The 17,817-nt window shown below is 73.2% G+C and carries 16 protein-coding genes; 8 read left to right on the top strand and 8 right to left on the bottom strand.

The genetic code is table 11. The annotated features are described in order from the left end of the window. From ACFY0O_RS37365 to ACFY0O_RS37390, 6 genes are all read left to right on the top strand, one after another. A partial coding sequence (locus tag ACFY0O_RS37365) for an adenylyl-sulfate kinase (RefSeq protein ID WP_388955523.1) occupies positions 1-150 on the top strand: 150 nt, incomplete at its 5' end. A 53-nt stretch (positions 151-203) separates the two neighbouring features. Beyond that, positions 204-1,073, top strand: coding sequence for a sulfate adenylyltransferase subunit CysD (gene cysD / locus ACFY0O_RS37370; protein WP_388955526.1), 870 nt, complete (start codon positions 204-206; stop codon positions 1,071-1,073). A 2-nt stretch (positions 1,074-1,075) separates the two neighbouring features. Continuing rightward, a complete protein-coding gene (locus ACFY0O_RS37375) occupies positions 1,076-2,356 on the top strand; it encodes a sulfate adenylyltransferase subunit 1 (RefSeq protein WP_388955492.1) in 1,281 nt (426 codons plus the stop codon). A gap of 2 nt (positions 2,357-2,358) precedes the next feature. Then, on the top strand, positions 2,359-3,540 hold the full coding sequence (locus ACFY0O_RS37380) for an aliphatic sulfonate ABC transporter substrate-binding protein (RefSeq protein ID WP_388955495.1): 1,182 nt from the start codon (positions 2,359-2,361) through the stop codon (positions 3,538-3,540). Between the two features lie 6 nt (positions 3,541-3,546). Then, positions 3,547-4,332, top strand: coding sequence for an ABC transporter ATP-binding protein (locus tag ACFY0O_RS37385; protein ID WP_388955498.1), 786 nt, complete (start codon positions 3,547-3,549; stop codon positions 4,330-4,332). Further along, on the top strand, positions 4,319-5,209 hold the full coding sequence (locus tag ACFY0O_RS37390) for an ABC transporter permease (RefSeq protein ID WP_388955501.1): 891 nt from the start codon (positions 4,319-4,321) through the stop codon (positions 5,207-5,209). Before ACFY0O_RS37385 ends, ACFY0O_RS37390 begins: the two co-directional genes overlap by 14 nt. 62 nt (positions 5,210-5,271) lie before the next feature. Here ACFY0O_RS37390 and ACFY0O_RS37395 read toward each other — a convergent pair whose 3' ends face one another. The 3 genes from ACFY0O_RS37395 to ACFY0O_RS37405 form a co-directional block, all read right to left on the bottom strand. Beyond that, positions 5,272-6,012, bottom strand: coding sequence for a sirohydrochlorin chelatase (locus ACFY0O_RS37395; RefSeq protein ID WP_388955504.1), 741 nt, complete (start codon positions 6,010-6,012; stop codon positions 5,272-5,274). A gap of 14 nt (positions 6,013-6,026) precedes the next feature. Further along, the gene (locus tag ACFY0O_RS37400; RefSeq protein ID WP_358899449.1) at positions 6,027-6,815 is read right to left on the bottom strand and encodes an AfsR/SARP family transcriptional regulator; all 789 of its coding nucleotides are present in this window, start codon (positions 6,813-6,815) and stop codon (positions 6,027-6,029) included. A gap of 344 nt (positions 6,816-7,159) precedes the next feature. Continuing rightward, positions 7,160-8,581, bottom strand: coding sequence for an MFS transporter (locus ACFY0O_RS37405; RefSeq protein ID WP_388955507.1), 1,422 nt, complete (start codon positions 8,579-8,581; stop codon positions 7,160-7,162). A 166-nt stretch (positions 8,582-8,747) separates the two neighbouring features. Between ACFY0O_RS37405 and ACFY0O_RS37410 the strand changes: the two genes are divergently transcribed. Beyond that, positions 8,748-9,347: a TetR/AcrR family transcriptional regulator gene (locus ACFY0O_RS37410; protein WP_388955510.1), complete on the top strand. Its 600-nt coding sequence runs from the start codon at positions 8,748-8,750 to the stop codon at positions 9,345-9,347. A 64-nt stretch (positions 9,348-9,411) separates the two neighbouring features. On the opposite strand, the gene ACFY0O_RS37415 is transcribed toward ACFY0O_RS37410, so the two are convergent. From ACFY0O_RS37415 to ACFY0O_RS37435, 5 genes are all read right to left on the bottom strand, one after another. Continuing rightward, positions 9,412-9,873 (bottom strand): nuclear transport factor 2 family protein, encoded by a 462-nt coding sequence (locus tag ACFY0O_RS37415; protein WP_358899446.1) that lies wholly within the window; start codon positions 9,871-9,873, stop codon positions 9,412-9,414. Positions 9,874-9,913: 40 nt separating this feature from the next. Continuing rightward, the gene (locus ACFY0O_RS37420; protein ID WP_388955513.1) at positions 9,914-10,687 is read right to left on the bottom strand and encodes a thioesterase II family protein; all 774 of its coding nucleotides are present in this window, start codon (positions 10,685-10,687) and stop codon (positions 9,914-9,916) included. Between the two features lie 19 nt (positions 10,688-10,706). Further along, positions 10,707-12,332, bottom strand: coding sequence for a long-chain-fatty-acid--CoA ligase (locus ACFY0O_RS37425; protein WP_388955516.1), 1,626 nt, complete (start codon positions 12,330-12,332; stop codon positions 10,707-10,709). A 99-nt stretch (positions 12,333-12,431) separates the two neighbouring features. Continuing rightward, on the bottom strand, positions 12,432-16,460 hold the full coding sequence (locus tag ACFY0O_RS37430; RefSeq protein ID WP_388955519.1) for a type I polyketide synthase: 4,029 nt from the start codon (positions 16,458-16,460) through the stop codon (positions 12,432-12,434). A gap of 23 nt (positions 16,461-16,483) precedes the next feature. Further along, on the bottom strand, positions 16,484-16,780 hold the full coding sequence (locus ACFY0O_RS37435) for an acyl carrier protein (protein ID WP_358899442.1): 297 nt from the start codon (positions 16,778-16,780) through the stop codon (positions 16,484-16,486). Positions 16,781-16,937: 157 nt separating this feature from the next. On the opposite strand from ACFY0O_RS37435, the gene ACFY0O_RS37440 reads away from it, so the two are divergent. Next, a complete protein-coding gene (locus ACFY0O_RS37440; protein ID WP_358899441.1) occupies positions 16,938-17,681 on the top strand; it encodes a 2OG-Fe dioxygenase family protein in 744 nt (247 codons plus the stop codon). Positions 17,682-17,817 lie beyond the last annotated feature (136 nt).

The raw sequence follows: 17,817 nt of genomic DNA on the forward strand, positions 1-17,817 counted from the left end.
GCCGCGGGCGAGATCTCCGGCCTGACCGGCGTCGACGACCCGTACGAGGCCCCGCAGGCCCCCGACCTGCGCATCGAGTCGCACACGCAGACCGTCCGTGAATCCGCCGCGGCGCTGTACGCGCTGCTCGAACAGAGGGGCCTCGCGTGACCACCGTCATCCCCATCCGCAGAGCCCCACGGGCACTGGACCACCTGGACTCGATGGAGTCCGAGGCGGTGCACATCTTCCGCGAGGTGGCGGGCGAGTTCGAGAAGCCGGTGATCCTGTTCTCCGGCGGCAAGGACTCCATCGTCATGCTGCACCTGGCGCTCAAGGCCTTCGCCCCCGCGCCGGTGCCCTTCGCCCTGCTGCACGTGGACACCGGCCACAACTTCCCCGAGGTCCTCGCCTACCGCGACCGCGCCGTCGCCCGGCACGGCCTGCGCCTGCACGTGGCCTCCGTCCAGGAGTACATCGACGCCGGCACCCTCCAGGAACGCCCCGACGGGGTCCGCAATCCCCTCCAGACCGTCCCCCTCACCGAGTCGATCCAGCAGCTCAAGTTCGACGCCGTCTTCGGCGGCGGCCGGCGCGACGAGGAGAAGGCCCGCGCCAAGGAGCGCGTCTTCTCCCTGCGTGACGAGTTCTCCCAGTGGGACCCCCGCCGCCAGCGCCCCGAGCTGTGGCAGCTCTACAACGGCCGCCACGCCCCCGGCGAGCACGTCCGCGTCTTCCCGCTCTCCAACTGGACCGAGCTGGACGTCTGGCAGTACATCGCCCGCGAAGGCATCGAACTCCCCGAGATCTACTTCGCGCACGAGCGGGACGTCTTCCAGCGGGGCGGCATGTGGCTGACCGCCGGCGAGTGGGGCGGCCCCAAGGACACCGAGCCGGTCGAGAAGCGCCTCGTGCGCTACCGCACCGTCGGTGACATGTCCTGCACCGGCGCCGTCGACTCCGACGCCGCCGACCTGGACGCCGTGATCGCCGAGATCGCCGTGTCCCGCCTCACCGAGCGGGGCGCGACCCGCGCCGACGACAAGCTGTCCGAGGCCGCGATGGAAGACCGCAAGCGCGAAGGGTACTTCTAGCCATGGACGACACGACGACGCTGCTGCGCTTCGCGACCGCCGGTTCCGTGGACGACGGCAAGTCCACCCTGGTCGGCCGGCTCCTGCACGACTCGAAGTCGGTCCTCGCCGACCAGCTGGAGGCCGTGGAGCGGGTCTCCGCCGACCGGGGCCAGGACGCCCCCGACCTGGCGCTGCTGACCGACGGCCTGCGGGCCGAGCGGGAGCAGGGCATCACCATCGACGTGGCCTACCGCTACTTCGCCACCACGCGCCGCCGGTTCATCCTCGCCGACACCCCCGGCCACGTGCAGTACACCCGCAACATGGTCACCGGCGCCTCCACCGCCGACCTCGCCGTGGTCCTCGTCGACGCCCGCAACGGCGTCATCGAGCAGACCCGCCGCCACGCCGCCGTCGCCGCCCTCCTGCGCGTCCCCCACGTGGTCCTCGCCGTCAACAAGATGGACCTCGTCGACTACCAGGAGGCCGTCTTCGCGCGCATCGCCGAGGAGTTCACCGCCTACGCCTCCGCCCTCGGCCTACGCGAGATCACCGCCATCCCCGTCTCGGCCCTCGCCGGGGACAACGTGGTCGAGCCCTCCGCGCACATGGACTGGTACGGCGGCCCCACCGTCCTGGAGCACCTGGAGACCGTCCCCGTCGGCGACGCCCTCGCCGCCCCCGCCCGCTTCCCGGTCCAGTACGTGATCCGCCCGCGGACCCCCGAACACCGCGACTACCGCGGCTACGCGGGCCAGATCGCCTCCGGCGTCCTGCGGGTCGGCGAGGCCGTCACGGTCTTCCCCTCCGGCCGCACCAGCGTCATCGAGGGCATCGACGCGCTCGGCGAACCGGTCGACACCGCCTGGGCCCCCCAGTCCGTCACCCTCCGCCTCGCCGACGACGTCGACGTCTCCCGCGGCGACCTCATCGCCCCCGCCGCGGCCGCTCCCGCCACCACCCAGGACGTCACCGCCACCGTCTGCCACGTGGCCGACCGCCCCCTCAAGCCCGGCCAGCGCGTCCTGCTCAAGCACACCACCCGCACCGTCAAGGCGATCGTCCGGCAGATCCCGTCCCGGCTGGCCCTCGACGACCTCTCCCAGCACCCCGACCCCGGCAAGCTGTCCGCCAACGACATCGGCCGCGTCGTCCTGCGCACCGGCGAACCCCTCGCCCTCGACGCCTACGCGGACTCCCGCGCCACCGGATCCTTCCTCCTCATCGACCCGTCCGACGGGACCACCCTGACCGCGGGCATGGCCGGCGAGGCCTTCACCGAGACCGAACGGACCGTCTGACGATGTCCCCACCGAGCCCACCGAGCCCACCGAGCCCACCGCCCCCATCGCGCGGCCGGTACCGCCCGTGCCGACCGCGGCGCCGGGGCCCCCGCCCCGCCGCCCTTGCCGTCCTCCTCCTCGCCTGCGCCGCCGCCCTCGCCTCCTGCGGCTACGGATCCCGGCCCGACCAGGTCCCCGCGGCCGCCCAGGCCCCGGCGGGCGCGCCCGGCACGAAGCTCTCGGCGGACTCCGTGACCCTCGGCTACTTCCCCAACCTCACCCATGCCACCGCCCTGGTCGGCGTGCGGGAGGGGCTGATCCGGCGGGAGCTGGGCGGGACGGCCCTGAAGACCACCACCTTCAACGCGGGCCCCGCCGAGATCGAGGCCCTGAACGCGGGCTCCGTCGACATCGGCTTCATCGGCCCCTCACCCGCCGTCAACGGCTACGTGAAGTCCAAGGGGCGCGGCCTGCGCATCGTCTCCGGCGCCGCGTCCGGCGGCGTCCGGCTCGTCGTGAACCCGGCGAAGATCAAGACCCTGGACGACCTCAAGGGCAAGCGGATCGCCACCCCGCAGCTCGGCAACACCCAGGACGTGGCCTTCCTCGACTGGATCGCGGCCCGCGGCTGGAAGGTGGACGCCGCCAGCGGCAAGGGCGACGTCTCGGTCGTCCGCACCAACAACACCATCACCCCCGACGCCTACCGATCCGGCGCCGTCGACGGGGCCTGGGTGCCCGAACCCACCGCCTCCAAACTGGTCGCGGAGGGCGCCACCGTCCTGCTCGAGGAGGCCGACCTGTGGCCGGACAAGAAGTTCGTGATCACGAACGTGGTCGTCTCGCAGAAGTTCCTGGGGGAGCACCCGGACGTGGTCGAGGCCGTCCTGCGCGGCACCGTGCGGACCAACGCGTGGATCAACGCCCACCCCGACGGGGCCAAGGCCTCCGCCAACGCCGCCCTGGCCGCCCTCACCGGCAAGCCCCTGGAACCCGAGGTCCTCGACCGGGCCTGGCCGTCCCTCCGCGTCACCGACGACCCCCTCCCCGACACCCTCCGCGCCCAGTCCGCGCACGCCGTCGCCGCCGGACTGCTGGAGGACCCCGACCTGCGCGGCATCTACGACCTCGGGCCGCTCAACCGGGTCCTCGGCTCCCTGCACCAGCCCACGTATCCGGCCCCCGACGACCAAGGGAGGTGAGCCGCGGTGGCCACCGCACTCATCGACGCGGAGAACACCACGGCGCTCACCCGGGCCGTCCGCACCCGGCACCTCTCGAAGTCCTTCCCCGGCCCCACGGGCCCCCAGCCGGTCCTCGACGACATCAGCCTGGACGTCGCCCCCGGCGAGTTCGTCACCCTCCTCGGCGCCTCCGGCTGCGGCAAGTCCACCCTCCTCAACCTGATCGCCGGCCTGGACGTCCCCACCTCCGGGTCCGTCGCCACGGAGGGCCGCCCCGCCCTGATGTTCCAGGAGCACGCCCTGTTCCCGTGGCTTACGGCCGGGAAGAACATCGAGCTGGCCCTGCGGCTGCGCGGGGTGCCCAAGGCGGACCGCAAGTCCGAGGCCGAACGGCTGCTGGAGCTGGTCCGCCTCGGCGGTGCCCACGGCAAGCGCGTCCACGAACTGTCGGGGGGCATGCGCCAGCGCGTCGCCCTGGCCCGCGCCCTCGCCCAGGACAGCCGCCTCCTGCTGATGGACGAGCCCTTCGCGGCCCTCGACGCCATCACCCGCGACGTCCTCCACGGCGAACTCACCCGCATCTGGGCCGAGACCGGACTCTCCGTCCTCTTCGTCACCCACAACGTCCGCGAGGCCGTCCGCCTCGCCCAGCGCGTCGTCCTCCTCTCCTCCCGCCCCGGCCGGGTCGCCAAGGAGTGGACCGTCGACATCCCCCAACCCCGCCGCATCGAGGACGCCGAGGTCGCGGACCTGTCCCTGGAGATCACCGAACACCTGCGAGGGGAGATCCGCCGCCATGGCCGGCACTGACACCACCCCCCGGGACCTCAGCCCCCGGACCGCCGCCCACGAGCTGGCCGGACTGGACGCGCTCGACGCCCACCACGGCGCCGGCCGGGCCCCCTTGCGGCGCGTCCTGGCGGCCAAGGTCCTGCCCCCGGCGCTGGCCGTCGCCCTGGTGCTGACGCTCTGGCAGGCCCTCGCCTCGGCCCACGTCACCGACGACTACGTGCTCCCGCCGCCCGCCGCCGTCTGGGAGAGCCTCGCCGACCTGTGGTTCAAGGGCACCCTCTTCGACATCGTGTGGACCAGCGTCTGGCGCGGCCTGTCCGGGTTCCTCCTCGCCCTGGCCATCGGCACCCCGCTCGGCCTGCTCGTCGCCCGCGTCCGGCCCGTGCGGGCCGCCATCGGGCCGATCCTCTCGGGGTTGCAGTCCCTGCCCTCGGTGGCCTGGGTGCCGCCGGCGGTGCTCTGGCTGGGCCTGGACGACTCGATGATGTACGCCGTCATCCTGCTCGGCGCCACCCCCTCCATCGCGGGGGGCCTCGTCTCCGGCATCGACCAGGTCCCCCCGCTCCTGCTGCGGGCCGGCCGCTCCCTCGGCGCCACCGGCCTGCGCGGCGCCCGGTACGTGGTCATGCCGGCCGCGTTCCCCGGCTACCTGGCCGGCCTCAAGCAGGGCTGGGCGTTCTCCTGGCGCTCCCTGATGGCCGCCGAGATCATCGCCAGCTCCCCCGATCTCGGCATCGGCCTGGGCCAGTTGCTGGAGTCCGGGCGCGAGACCTCCGACATGGCCCGGATCTTCCTGGCCATCGGCCTGATCCTGCTCGTCGGCATCGCCGTCGAACTGCTGGTCTTCGGCCCCCTGGAACGCCGGATGCTACGCGGCCGCGGCCTGCGGACCTGAGACGGTAAGCGGTACGGGCGGACCTGAGACGGGAAAGCGGTACGGGCCCGGGCGCGTGGCGGTCACCCCGTCAGGGCCCGGGCCTTCGCCATGGCCCCGTCGCAGCGGAGCAGCACCAGCCGGACGAGCTCCGGCGCGGCTCCCAGCACCCCGCCCACCACGTCCGCCCCGGCCGCCGCGGCGCCCGCCGCGATCCGGTCGGGGAGCCGGCCCGGGGCCAGCACGCAGGGGGCCACCGCCACCCGCCGCACACCCTCGGCGCGCAGCGCCCGTACGGCGTCCCCGGTACCGGGGAACAGGCCCGCGGCGGCGAAGGCGGGCCGTACGGCGGCCCAGCCGGTGCCCTGCCAGGTGCGGGCGATCCCCGCGAGCACGGCCGCCGCGTCGGGGTCGGTGGTGCCGGCGGCCGCGAGCACGACGCCGGTCGTGGCGCGCTCGTGCGGGCCGAGGCCGGCCTCGGCCAGCCGGCGTTCCAGCGCGGCCGTCAGCAGGGGGTGCGGCCCCAGGACGGGGGCCTGCCGGACGAGGAGGGGGGCCGGGGCCGCGCGCAGCGCCCCGGGCAGGTCGTGCCTGGCGTGGAAGGCGTGGCTCAGGAGCAGGGGCTGGACGACCACCCTGACCGCTCCGCCGTGCGCCATCCTGGCCAACTCCCCCGCCACGGAGGGGGAGTCGAAGTCGAGGAACGCCGTGCCCACCCGCAGTCCGGGCCTCGTCGACCGGATCCGCCGGGTGAGTGCGCGCACCGTCGCCGCGTGCCGGGGGTCACGGCTGCCGTGTGCGACGAGCAGCAGGTGCTCGTCCATCTCCCGGCGCTCCCCTAGCTCGCGACGAGGGCCGGGACCGGCCAGTAGGGCTCGTCCTGGAGCAGCATCGGGTCGTGGGTGAGGATCGCCCGCTCGTACTGGCTCAGCACGGGGGAGGGCTCGATGCCCTGGGACTCGATCATGTTGTGCCGGCACTGGCGGTAGACCGTCAGCGCGTCGAGCTGGCGGCCGCAGCGGTACAGGGCCCGCATGAGGAGCATGCAGAACTGTTCGTGGTTGGGGTGGCGCGAGTAGAGCTCGGTGAGTTCCGGGAGTATCCGCTCGTGGCCGCCGGTGCGCAGTTCGAGGTCGTAGAGCAGGATGAGCGCCGAATTCCTCGCCTCCTGATATCTGGTGGAGGCGGTCTGGCAGATGGGCCCGCCGGTCAGTCCGCCGAATACCGGGCCGCGCCAGCGCGAGAGGCCCTCGCGGAGGTCGGCGATGTCCTGGCGGAGTTCGGGAAGGCTTTCGGTTCCCGTCCGCGCGTGGACGGCGTCCACTGTGTCGAGGAAGAGGTAGGCGTCGAGCTCCCACCGGTCGAAGAGGAACAGGTAGCCGGAGGTGCTCGTGACCACGCGCGAGCCCTCCCGCTCCGGTTCGACCGCCGCCAGGGTCCTGCGGACCCGGCTGATCTGCGCCTGGAGGGCGTTCTCGACCTTGTTGGGGGGTGTGGTGCCCCAGAGTTCGAGGATGAGGGAGTCGACCGTGACGAGGGATCCGCCGGCCGCGAGCAGGGCCGCCAGGAGCGTCTGCTGCATGGCGCCGCCGAGCCGTACGGCGACCCGCTGTTTGACGATTTCCATGGAGCCTAGGACTGAGAACAGCAACACAAACATCTCCCCGCGAGATGGAAAGAGAACGGTGTCGTGTGCACTGGCGCCGGGTGATCGATTCGATTCCGGAAGCGAACTCGACATGCTCTGGAAACTTAGTGGACCGATCGGTCCCGACCGTACTTGGTCGGGCCGGAGCGTGTCAATGAAGCCCCCGGAGCCCCCGCGGATCCGCCCCCGGACATGCGAAAAAGGCCGTGCAGCACGCCCGGGCGCCGGATGCGGGGGATCCAATGGGGGCGCCCGAGGTGCTGCACGGCCGATCAGGGGGAGGAGGGCGCGCCGCGGTGGCGGCGCCCCCTCCGGTCGTCCGGTCAGGCGGTGGCCTTCTGCCGGTGGCGGGCGGCGCCCGCCAGGGCGACGAGGGTCACGGCCAGGGTGATGGCGGTGACGGTCCACAGGCCGGCCCGGTAGGGCGCGATCCCGCCGGTGCTGAGCGAGAAGACGGTGGCGGTGAGGGCGATGACCACGCCGTTGCCGATCTGCGCGCCGGCGTTGAACAGGCCCGAGACCAGGCCCTGCTCGTCCGGCGAGGCGGTGCCGACGGCGGCGATGTTCAGCGCCGGGTAGACGGCGGCGAAGCCGAGGCCGCCGAGCAGCTGCTGGGCGAACAGGGTGACCAGCGGGTCGACCTGACCCATCAGCAGGACCCAGCCGAGGTAGCCGATGCTCAGCAGGACCAGGCCGCCGGTGGCGACCGGCCAGGCGCCGTACTTGGTGACCAGCGCGGCGCCGTAGCGGGCGGTGCCCGCGGTCAGCACGCCGCCGAGGAGGAAGGCGAGGCCGGCCTCCAGCGGGCTCCAGTGCAGCTGCTCCTGGTAGTAGAGGGTCAGGACGAACTGGAAGGAGACGTAGGCGCCGAAGAAGAGCATGGCGACCAGCGCGCGGGTCAGCTGCCCCTTGCGGAAGACGGCGAGCGGGACCAGCGGCGCCGGGTGGCGGCTCTCGACCAGGGCGAACAGGGGGAAGAGGATCGCGGCGGCGATCAGCGAGCCGATGGTCTGCGCGTCGCCCCAGCCGTCACTGGCGGCCCGGCTGAGTCCGTAGACCAGGGCCACCGCGCCGGCCGTGACCGTGACGGCGCCCAGGATGTCGAGGCTGCCGCTCTTGCCCTTCTCCTGCTGCGAGGGGACCACCGAGGCGGCCAGCAGCGCGACCAGCAGGCCGGCCACGGCCGGGGCGAAGAGGACGAGCCGCCAGGAGACGCCGGCCATCAGGCCGCCGAGGATCAGGCCGAGGGAGTAGCCGGCCGAGGCCACGGCGAGGAAGGTGCCGAGGGCGCGGTTGCGCGACTGCTCGTCACGGAAGGCGTTGAGCAGGATCGCCATGGCGGCGGGTGCGGTGATGCCGGCGCTGACGCCCTTGAGGAGTCGGGCCACGACCAGGATGACGCCGTTGTCGGCGATGCCGCCGAGGACGCTGGCCACCACGAACACGGCCAGCCAGCCGATCAGCAGCTTCTTGCGGTTGTAGAGGTCGGCCAGTCGGCCGCCCAGCAGCAGGAACCCGCCGAAGCCCAGCGCGTACGCCGAGACGACCCACTGGAGGGCGGAGGTGGTCATGCCCAGGTCCGCCTGGACCAGGGGGAGGGCGGGTCCCATGCTCGCGATGTCCATCGCGTCGAGGAACTGCACCGCGCACACGACCAGGAGCAGCAGCGGCAGGCTTTTCACCACGGGGGCGGGAGGGGTCACCGCCCGTGCGATGGGAGGGGAGGTCGGGGATGCCTCGGTCATGAGCGGACTCCGATCGGAGTGTCGTCGGAAGCGGTGAGCGGGCCAGAGCTATGCGAACAATGATGGACCGATCAGTCCTGGACTGATCGGTCCATTTCTAGCGCTCACAAACCCCGGTGTCAAACGTATGCTGGGAACCGCGGGGGAGAGGCGAAGGAGTTGAGACATGGCGCGCACACCGGCACCAGGTACGAGGCAGCGGATCCTGGACGCCTCGGCCAAACTCTTCGGTGAGCAGGGGGTCCGGGCCGTCGGCATGCAGCAGGTGATCGACGCGACCGGAGTCGGCAAGAGCCTGCTGTACCGCGAGTTCGCCAGCAAGGACGACCTCATCGCCGCCTGGCTGCGCGAGAGCGACGCGCAGTGGTGGGAGCGGGCGGAGGAGATCACCGCCCCCCACGCCGGGGACCCGGCCCGCCAGATCCTCGTGCTGATGGAGTTCTTCCAGGACAGCGTCAGGGAACCCGACTTCCACGGCTGCATCTACTACAACACCTCCAGCGAGTTCCGCGACCCCGAGCACCCGGGCCGCCAGGAGGCGAAGCTGCACCTCAAGGGCCTGCGCAACTGGTGGCGCGACAAGGGCGCCCAGGCCGGCGCCGAGGACCCCGACGCCCTGGCCGACACCCTGATGCTGATCGTCGGCGGCACCCTGGCCAACGGCGAGGTGCTCGGCGAGGCCGGCCCCGCCCGCATGGCCCTGGCCACCACCGAGCTCGTCCTGCGCCAGTACTGCCCGAACGCCCTGGCGGCGGCCACGGTCTGACCGGCGGCGCCCCGTACGGACGGCCCCGCGGCAGGCACCTGCCGCGGGGCCCTCGTACGTCCCCTCAGGCGCCGGTGGCACCGGTACGCGTCGGCCGCGCGTGGCGCACCGCCACCCCGTGCTCCTCGTAGCCGTCGTTGTAGACGAACGACGAGGGCATCCGGTCGTGGAACTGGTAGTCGGCTTGAATTCGACCGTCCTCGGCGAGCACGAGGATGTCCTGCCCGGACATCTCCATCTCCCCGGTGGCCGCCGTGACCATCACCCAGTTGAACCGGACGACGTCGTGGTGGCCGGTCGCGTTGTGCGAGGAGCGGAACTCGTACCCCATCGGGCCGTACACCTCGTGCGTGTAGGCCAGCTGGTCCAGCAGGGCCGCGTGCCCCCGGATCGGGTCCTTGCGGTAGAAGACGTAGACGCAGTCCGGCGCGTACATCGCGTGCACCATGTCGCGCCTGCGCCGCGGGTCCTTCTCGTTCCACAACGCGACGTAGCGCGCCAGGAGTTCGTTGGGTCGGGGCAGCATGAAGGGGTACCTCCGGGTTCTTTCCAGGGACGCCGCCCGCTCAGCCGGCCGCGGCGTACCGCGGCAGCAGCTGGGCCAGGTCGGCCGTGATGGCGCGGGCGTGGGTCCGCAGGTAGAAGTGGTCCCCGGGGAAGGTCCGGCACCCCAGGAACTCCGGCGTCCGCCCGGCCCACGACCGCATGGCCTCGGGCGCGAGGAGCGGGTCCCCGCGCCCGGAGTAGGCGACGACGGGACAGCCCACGGCCGCCCCGTCGTCCGAGAAGTCCGCGCACACCGCCCCGTCCGCGCCCATCGCCCGGACCGCCGCCGCCAGCAGCTCCGGATCCTCCTCGACCTCCGGCGGCAGCCCGCCCAGCACCCGCAGCGCCCCCAGCGGACACGCCACCAGGTCCGGCGGCGCCGTGAACCCCCGTGGCGCCCACCCCGACACGGCGAGCAGCGACGGCGCCGGCAGGCCCCGCCGCTCCAGCTCCACCGTCAGCCGGTAGCCGAGCAGCGCCCCCATCGAGTGCCCGAACACCGCGTACGGGCGCTCGTCCAGTTCGTCCGACACCACCCGCGCCAGCGCCTCGGCCAGCGCGCCGAGCCGGGTGTACGGGGCCTCGCGGCGCCGCTCCTGACGGCCCGGCAGCTGCACGGCCTGGCAGGCCACCGACGCGGGCAGCTGCCCCGGCCACTCCCGGTACATCGGGGCGCCGCCCCCGCTGTGGTGCAGCAGGAACAGCCGCACCTCCGCGTCCGGATCGGCCTCGGCCGGATGCAGCCACCGCGTGGCGCCCTGGACCTCCGGCAGCGGGCCCGCACGCGCGGGCACCTGTACCGACTCCACGGCCCTACGCCGCGGGCGCGGGCGCAGGGGCCGGGTCCGCGGCCGCCTCGAACCGCTCCCGCAGCACCCGGCGCAGCACCTTTCCGGTGGGGTTGCGCGGCAGTTCGGCGACCAGGTCGTACCCGGTGGGGATCTTGAACCCGGCGATCCGGCCGTTCAGGAACCGCAGGAACTCCCGCGGGGCGGTCCCTGCGGCCTCCGGGCGCAGCACGACCGCGGCGCGGACGGCCTCCCCCCAGTCCGGGTGCGGGACCCCGTACACCGAGACCTCGGCGACCGCCGGATGGGCCCGCAGGGCATGCTCGACCTCCGTGGGATAGATGTTCTGACCTGCGACGATGATGGTGTCGTTGATCCGGTCGGCGAGGAAGAGGTAGCCGTCCTCGTCCACGTGGCCCATGTCGCCCATGGCCAGCCACTGCCCGGGCTCCCCCGATTCCCCGGCCTCCCCGGACAGCGCCTGCGCGGTCGCCTCCGGCAGCCGCCAGTAGCCGAGGAAGCGCGCCGGGCTGCGCACCACCACCCGGCCCACCTCGCCGGGCGGCAGCGGCCGGCCCTCCCCGTCCAGGATCCGCAGCGTGACCCCCGGCACCGCCCGGCCCGCCGAACCCAGCACCCGGCTGTCCGCCGTGTGGTCCTCCGGTGCCAGGACGGTCAGGAAACTGCCCGCCTCCGCCGAGGAGTAGCCTTGCGCGAGCGCGCAGCCCAGGACGTCGATGCAGGCCAGCAGCAGTTCGCGGTCGATGGGGGAGCCGCTGTAGACCACCTTGCGCAGGGAACGGAAGGTCTCGCGGGTCGTGCCCCGCTCGGCCAGCATCATCCGCAGCATCGCGGGCGCCGCCCACAGGGTGGTGATCCGGTGCCGCTCGATCAGCCGGGTCGCCTCGTCGGCGACGAACTGGCGCATCACCACCGTCGTCGCGCCCGCGTTGAAGGCGTGCATGAACCAGCCGAACCCGGCCGTGTGCAGGCCCGGGAAGCAGCTCAGCCCCCGGTCCTCGGGGCGCCAGTCGATCCAGTCCACCCCGGCGGCCCGGGTGTCGGCGATGAAGGTGAAGAAGGTCCGCTGCGCCAGCACCACCCCCTTCGGCAGCCCGGTCGTCCCGCTCGTGTACAGCTGCGCCACCGGGTCGTCGAAACCGGCCGCGCCGGCCGTCGGCGGCTCGGTGTCCGGCCGGCCCGCCTTCCAGTCGAGGAACCCGCCCGCCACATGGCGGTCCGAGTCCATCTCCACGACCTCGCGCAGCCCCGGCAGCACCGGCCGCAGCTTGTCGACCAGCGGTCTGAACTCCCGCTCCACGAAGAGGAGTTCGGCCTCCGAGTCGCGCAGGACGTGCTCGACCTCGCCGACCGTGAGCCGCGAGTTCACCGGTACCAGCACCGCGCCGCTCTTCGCGCAGCCCAGCGCCAGGTCGTAGTAGCGCTCCGACTCCCGGCCCAGATAGCCCACCCGCGACCCGGCCGCGAGCCCCGCGGCCAGCAGCGCGTGCGCGGTGCGGTTGCTCTCCCGGTGCAGCTCCCCGTAGGTGAGCGCGCGGTCCTCGCACACCACCGCGGGCTGGTCGGGCCGGGTCCGGGCGTGCAGCGCCGCGCGGGCGGCGAGGGTCCGGTCCTCCGTACGGTTGTCCATGGGTTCGTTTCCCTTGTCGGTCGCTCGGACGGTTGAGGGGGCCACGGCGGCCGAGGCGTTCCGCCGTGGCCCCGGTTCGGGGGGAGGGGGAGGGGGCGTTCAGGCCGCCGCCGGAGCCTGCGCCGGCTCCGGCGCCGTCCCGGCCGCCAGCCGGACGGACAGCAGCTCGGCCAGCTCCTCCACCGACGGGTGGTCGAAGACCGCCGACGACAGCAGCGGGATCCGCAGCCGCGTCTGGAGCTGGTTCTTCAGCACGATCGCCGTCAGCGAGTCCACGCCGAGCTCCAGGAAGCTCGCCCGGGTGTCGATGTACTCCGGGTCGTCGACCGCCAGCAGCGCCGCGACCGTCGCCCGGATCAGCGCGACCATCGCCGTCTGCCGCTCCTCGGGCCCGGCCGCCGCCAGCGCCTCCACGTCCACCGGCGCCGCCGAAGCGGCCGCCTGCGCGGTGCGTTCGGCGGCCGCCGCCTCCACCGGGCGGTCCGGGAGCCGGGTGAAGCCCATCCCGGACAGCTCCATCACCGGCCGGCCGTCCTCCTCCAGCAGCAACACGTCCAGGGTGAACGCCGGGTCCGTCTGCTCCGGGTCCTCGGCGCGCGCGACCCGGGCCGCCGAACGCAGCAGCTCCCCGCGCGGCTTCTTGAAGGCGCGCAGCCGGCCCACGCTGGTGGCCACGTACCGCCTGCCGTCGTCGGTGAGCGCCGCCAGGCCGTGCGTGGACCCGTCCAGCAGCGGCGGGGGCAGCAGCTCGGCCCGGGAGACGTCCCCGCCCGCGAGCTCCGTCACCGCGAAGTCCGGGCCGTACGAGGTCACCGAGCGGGCCCGCAGGAACTGCGGCCCGTACTCCAGCCCGGCCTCCGCGTACGCGGCCTTGACCTCCGCGCCGTCCATCACCCGCGAGGGCTCGTCGCCGTCCAGGGCCCCGGTCAGCGCCAGCAGGGTCCGGGCCGGGCCGCCGAGGCCGCTGCCCGCGTAGTCGGCCTCGGCCGCGATCGAGGCCGTCGCGTGCAGCCGCTCGGCACCCTCGGGCTCGTCGGCGCCCCGGCTGGACACCTCCACGTCCAGCCGCCCGTCCGGCCCGGGGCGCACCCGGGTCAGCAGCAGCGTGGGCCGGTCCGACAGGAACAGCGCCTCGTGGAAGCGGACGTCCTCCACCGCCCGGCCGGTGTCGCCGTGGACCTCGTCCTGCACGGCGAGCAGCAACTCCAGGTAGCCGGCGGCCGGGAGGAAGGCCTGGCCGCCGATGGTGTGGTCGGCCAGGTACGCCGGCTGCCGGGCGCTGATCCGCGCCGTGAACTCCCGCCGCCCGGCGCCCGGTCCGCCACTCCGTCCGGTCTCCCGCCCGAGCAGCGGATGCCCGTCGCCGCCCGCCCCGCCGCGCCCGGCGGGCCGGGCCGGGAGCCGGTACTCGCGCCGGTCGAAGGCGTAGCCGGGCAGCGGGATCCGCCGGCCCGGCCGACCCGCGTACACCTCACCCCAGGCGATGTTCAGCCCCGCCGCGTACGCGCCCGCCAGCGCCGCGTCCAGGGCGGCGCCGGTGGTGTCCTTCGAACGCAGGCTGCACAGCCAGCGGTGCTGCTCCTGCGGCACGGTGCGCCGGGCCAGCGAGGTCAGTGCCGAGGACGGCCCGACCTCCAGGAACACGTGCCGGCCCCGCTCGGCGATGGTGCGCACCCCGGCCGCGAACTCCACCGTCTCGTTGACGTGCCGCACCCAGTACCCCGGCGTCGCCAGCTCCCGCGGATCGGCGATCCGGCCGGTCAGGTTCGACACGATCGGCAGCTGCGGCTCCCCGAAGGAGATCCCGCGCAGCACCTCGGCCAGCGGCTCCGACACCTCGGCCATCAGCGGCGAGTGGAACGCCGCGCTCACGTGCAGCTCCGTCACCGTCCAGCCCGGCTCGCGCAGCGCCTCCACCGCCTCGGCCAGCGCGTCCGCCGCGCCCGAGACCACCACCTGCTGCGGGGCGTTGACCGCCGCCACCGCCAGCCGCGGCCACGCCGCCAGCCGCTCGCGCACCTCCTCCGCGGGCGCCGACACCGCCGCCATCCCGCCCGGCTCCGACACCGACTCGATCAGCCGGGAGCGGGCGGCGAGGAACGCGACCCCGTCGGACAGGGTGAACAGTCCGGCGACCGTCGCCGCGACGATCTCGCCGACGCTGTGCCCGATCAGCACGCTCGGCCGGACCCCCCACGACAGCCACAGCCGCGCGAGGGCGTACTCCAGGGTGAACAGCGCCGCGTGCGTGAAGGACGTACGGGCCAGGGCCTCCTCGGCGTCCGGCACGTCCCCGAACATCACCGCGGCCACCGAGCGCCCCAGCAGCGGGGCGAACAGCGCGTCGCACTCGTCCACGCAGGCCGTGAACACCGGGAAGCGCCCGTACAGGGCCCGGCCCATGCCCACGTACTGCGAACCGGACCCGGTGAACAGGAAGGCCGTCTTGCGGAACGCGTCGGGCTTGCCGTCCCCGCGCGGCGGGGCGCTCCACCGCTCCAGGTGCCCGGCCAGCTCCGCCGTGTCGGCGACGGCGGCCGCCGCCCGGTAGCGGAAGTGGGAGCGGCCCGTGGCCCGGGTGCGGCACAGGTCGGCGAGGGGGGTGTCCGGGTGCTCGGCGAGGAAGCGCGCGTACCGCTCGGCCTGGAGCCGCAGCGCCGGACGAGACTTGGCGGAGAGCGTGAACACCTGCCCGCCCGCGTCCGGTTCCGGCCGCCGGCCGCGACCGGCCCGCGCGGGACCGGCCTGGGGCTCCTCCGCCGGCACGGCCTGTGCGGGCGGCTCCTCCAGCACCGCCACCGCGATGGCCCCGGCGACCCCGAACCCGTTGACCGTGGCCCGGCGCACCGGCGCCTTCCACGGCCGCTCCTCCGTCGCCACCGTGATCGGGTACGTGTCCCACGGGATCCGCCCCGAGAGGTTGCGCCACACGTGCGGGAAGAAGGCCCCGGCGCGCATCTGCGTGATCACCTTGATCACCGCGCCCAGCCCCGCCGCCGGCTCCATGTGCCCGATGTTCGCCTTCAGCGAGCCGATGACCAGCGGGTCCTCCCGGTCGTGCGAGGCACCGAACACCCCGTTGACCGAGCCCATCTCGATCGGATCGCCCAGCGGGGTGCCCGTCCCGTGCGCCTCCACGTACTGGATGTCGCCCGGCTCCAGCCGCGCGTTCGCCAGCGCCGCCCGCATCACGGCCTCCTGCGCCGTGCCGTTGGGCGCGCTCAACCCCGCGCTCTCCCCGTCCTGCCCGATCGCCGTCCCCCGGACCAGCGCCAGCACCCGGTCCCCGTCCGCCAGCGCGTCCGACAGCCGCTTGAGGACCAGCGCCCCGCACCCCTCGGCGCGCGCGTAGCCGTCGGCGCTCTCGTCGAAGGTCTTGCAGTGCCCGTCCGGGGCCAGCATCTGGGCGTGCGAGAGGATCACGTACGAGCGCGGGTTGTGCAGGGTGTTCACCCCGGCGCACAGCGCGATCCCGCACTCCCGGCGCCGCAGCCCCTCCACCGCCAGGTGCAGGGCCGTCAGCGACGCCGCGCACGCGGTGTCCGTCGTCAGGCTCGGACCGCGCCAGCCCAGGAAGTACGACAGCCGCCCCGACAGCGAGTACGCGCCGAGCCCGGTCGTCAGGCTCCCGTCGAGCTGCTCGTCGGACAGCCCCTCCAGCTCCAGCGCGAAGTCCAGCGGCGAGGCCCCCACGTAGACGCCGCCGTCACCGTGCCGAAGGCCCGCCGGATCGATACCGGCGTCCTCCAGGGCCTCCCACACCGTCTCCATCAGCAGCCGCTGCGCCGGGTCGATGAACGGGGCGTCCTTGGGCGGAATGTTGAAGAACTGCGCGTCGAACGCGTCGATACGGTCGAGGAAACCGCCCGCCACGGCCGTGATGCCGTCCTCGGCCACCTCGGGGACCCACCGGTCGCGCGGCAGCGGACCTATTCCGGAACGCCCCTCGCGGAGGAACGCGTCGAGATCGGGTACCGCATTGTTCCCCCCGGGCAGACGCATTCCGATACCGACCACGGCGATCGGCTCGTGCTTTTCCGAACGGAAACGCCCGAGCTCCTCCTCCTGGCGACGGACGGTCTCCTCCGCCGCGTCGAGCCTTTCCTGCAATTCCGGATGTCCCGGCATGGCCGCCGTTCCCCTCTCGGTTCTCAGTTCGCGTCGAAGACGTCGGCCAGCACGTCCGAGGCCAGATAGTCGGTCAGCCGCTCGACCGTGGGCTGGTTGAACAGGGCCGTACTGCCGATGCCCCGCCCCAGCCGCTCCTCCAGCCGCTGCTTGACCATGGTGAGCAGCAGGGACGTCATGCCGAGCTCGAAGAAGCTGTCCTCCAGCGGGAGCTCCTCGTCATCGGGCATGAGCAGCGCCTTTTTGAATTCCGCGACGACGATTTCCTCAAGAACCGTCCGGCGTTCCGTCCGGGGCGAGGACGTCAAGAGTTCTGTCATACCGGCCGAGTCAAGCACAGGCCGTGTGACGACCGGCTGACGTCGATCTGACGCGCGAACGCCCCCGAACGCACCCCGAACACGTCAGTTCACCGTCAGCAGTGCCGTGGGAACCTCGGAAACGCAGTGTGAGATCCGGCCGGTGGAGGAGCGAATCATGCAGACCGAGGCAAGGGAAGAACTGCGGACCAAGGGATATTCGTTGCTGCCGGCCGACCGGCTCGTCATCGACGCCGAATCGCGGCAGCACGTGAAGGAACTGGCGGCCGAATGGGAGAACCTGGAGACGGACCGCTACCTGAAGGGCGGCTCCCGGTTCCGTGAGCGGGCCTACGACCGCTTCTTCTTCGTACCGCGCACCGGAGAGGTCCGGCTGCGCCCCCACCGCCCCTACTTCCAGTCGATGAACGCCAACGACTACGCCGGCGGCATCGACCGCGACGTGGCCCCGCTCAGCCGCACCACCCTGGACAACCCGCTGCTGACCCGGCTGCTGCGCGCCGACTTCGAGAACTTCCCCGTCCCGGAGGAGTCCTGGCTGGACGACCCCTGGGACGTCCAGTGCCACCAGTTCCGCATCATCAGCACCCCGGACGAGACGGGCGAACCCACCCCCGAGGGCCCGCACCGCGACGAGGTCGACTTCGGCGCGATCCACCTGATGGGCCGCTTCAACGCCGCCGGCGGGGAATCGCAGGTCTACAGCCTGGAGCGGGAGCTCGTGGCGGAGTTCTGCCTGACCGAGCAGATGGACACGATGTTCTGGTCCGACGGGCGGATCCTGCACGCCGTCCGCCCCATCCACCCGGTGGACCCGACGAAGGCGGCCGTCCGGGACGTGCTGATCATGGGCTACAAGCACGAGCCGGAGCTGCGCCGTGAAGAGCGGGGCGCTGCCTGACATGGGGACGAAGACCGCGATCCGCCGTGTCGACCGGGTGATCATCCGTTTCGCGGGTGACTCGGGTGACGGTATGCAGCTGACGGGTGACCGTTTCACCTCGGAGACGGCGTCCTTCGGCAACGACCTCTCGACG

Source organism: Streptomyces sp. NPDC001594 (genome assembly GCF_042893675.1).
GTDB lineage: Bacteria > Actinomycetota > Actinomycetes > Streptomycetales > Streptomycetaceae > Streptomyces.

Coding starts and splice junctions, on each gene's coding strand:
- ACFY0O_RS37410 (WP_388955510.1), top strand. CDS start 8,748: ATGGCGCGCACACCGGCACCAGGTACGAGGCAGCGGATCCTGGACGCC.
- ACFY0O_RS37375 (WP_388955492.1), top strand. CDS start 1,076: ATGGACGACACGACGACGCTGCTGCGCTTCGCGACCGCCGGTTCCGTG.
- ACFY0O_RS37435 (WP_358899442.1), bottom strand. CDS start 16,780: ATGACAGAACTCTTGACGTCCTCGCCCCGGACGGAACGCCGGACGGTT.
- ACFY0O_RS37430 (WP_388955519.1), bottom strand. CDS start 16,460: ATGCCGGGACATCCGGAATTGCAGGAAAGGCTCGACGCGGCGGAGGAG.
- ACFY0O_RS37400 (WP_358899449.1), bottom strand. CDS start 6,815: ATGGAAATCGTCAAACAGCGGGTCGCCGTACGGCTCGGCGGCGCCATG.
- ACFY0O_RS37415 (WP_358899446.1), bottom strand. CDS start 9,873: ATGCTGCCCCGACCCAACGAACTCCTGGCGCGCTACGTCGCGTTGTGG.
- ACFY0O_RS37380 (WP_388955495.1), top strand. CDS start 2,359: ATGTCCCCACCGAGCCCACCGAGCCCACCGAGCCCACCGCCCCCATCG.
- ACFY0O_RS37425 (WP_388955516.1), bottom strand. CDS start 12,332: ATGGACAACCGTACGGAGGACCGGACCCTCGCCGCCCGCGCGGCGCTG.
- ACFY0O_RS37395 (WP_388955504.1), bottom strand. CDS start 6,012: ATGGACGAGCACCTGCTGCTCGTCGCACACGGCAGCCGTGACCCCCGG.
- cysD (WP_388955526.1), top strand. CDS start 204: ATGGAGTCCGAGGCGGTGCACATCTTCCGCGAGGTGGCGGGCGAGTTC.
- ACFY0O_RS37440 (WP_358899441.1), top strand. CDS start 16,938: ATGCAGACCGAGGCAAGGGAAGAACTGCGGACCAAGGGATATTCGTTG.
- ACFY0O_RS37390 (WP_388955501.1), top strand. CDS start 4,319: ATGGCCGGCACTGACACCACCCCCCGGGACCTCAGCCCCCGGACCGCC.
- ACFY0O_RS37405 (WP_388955507.1), bottom strand. CDS start 8,581: ATGACCGAGGCATCCCCGACCTCCCCTCCCATCGCACGGGCGGTGACC.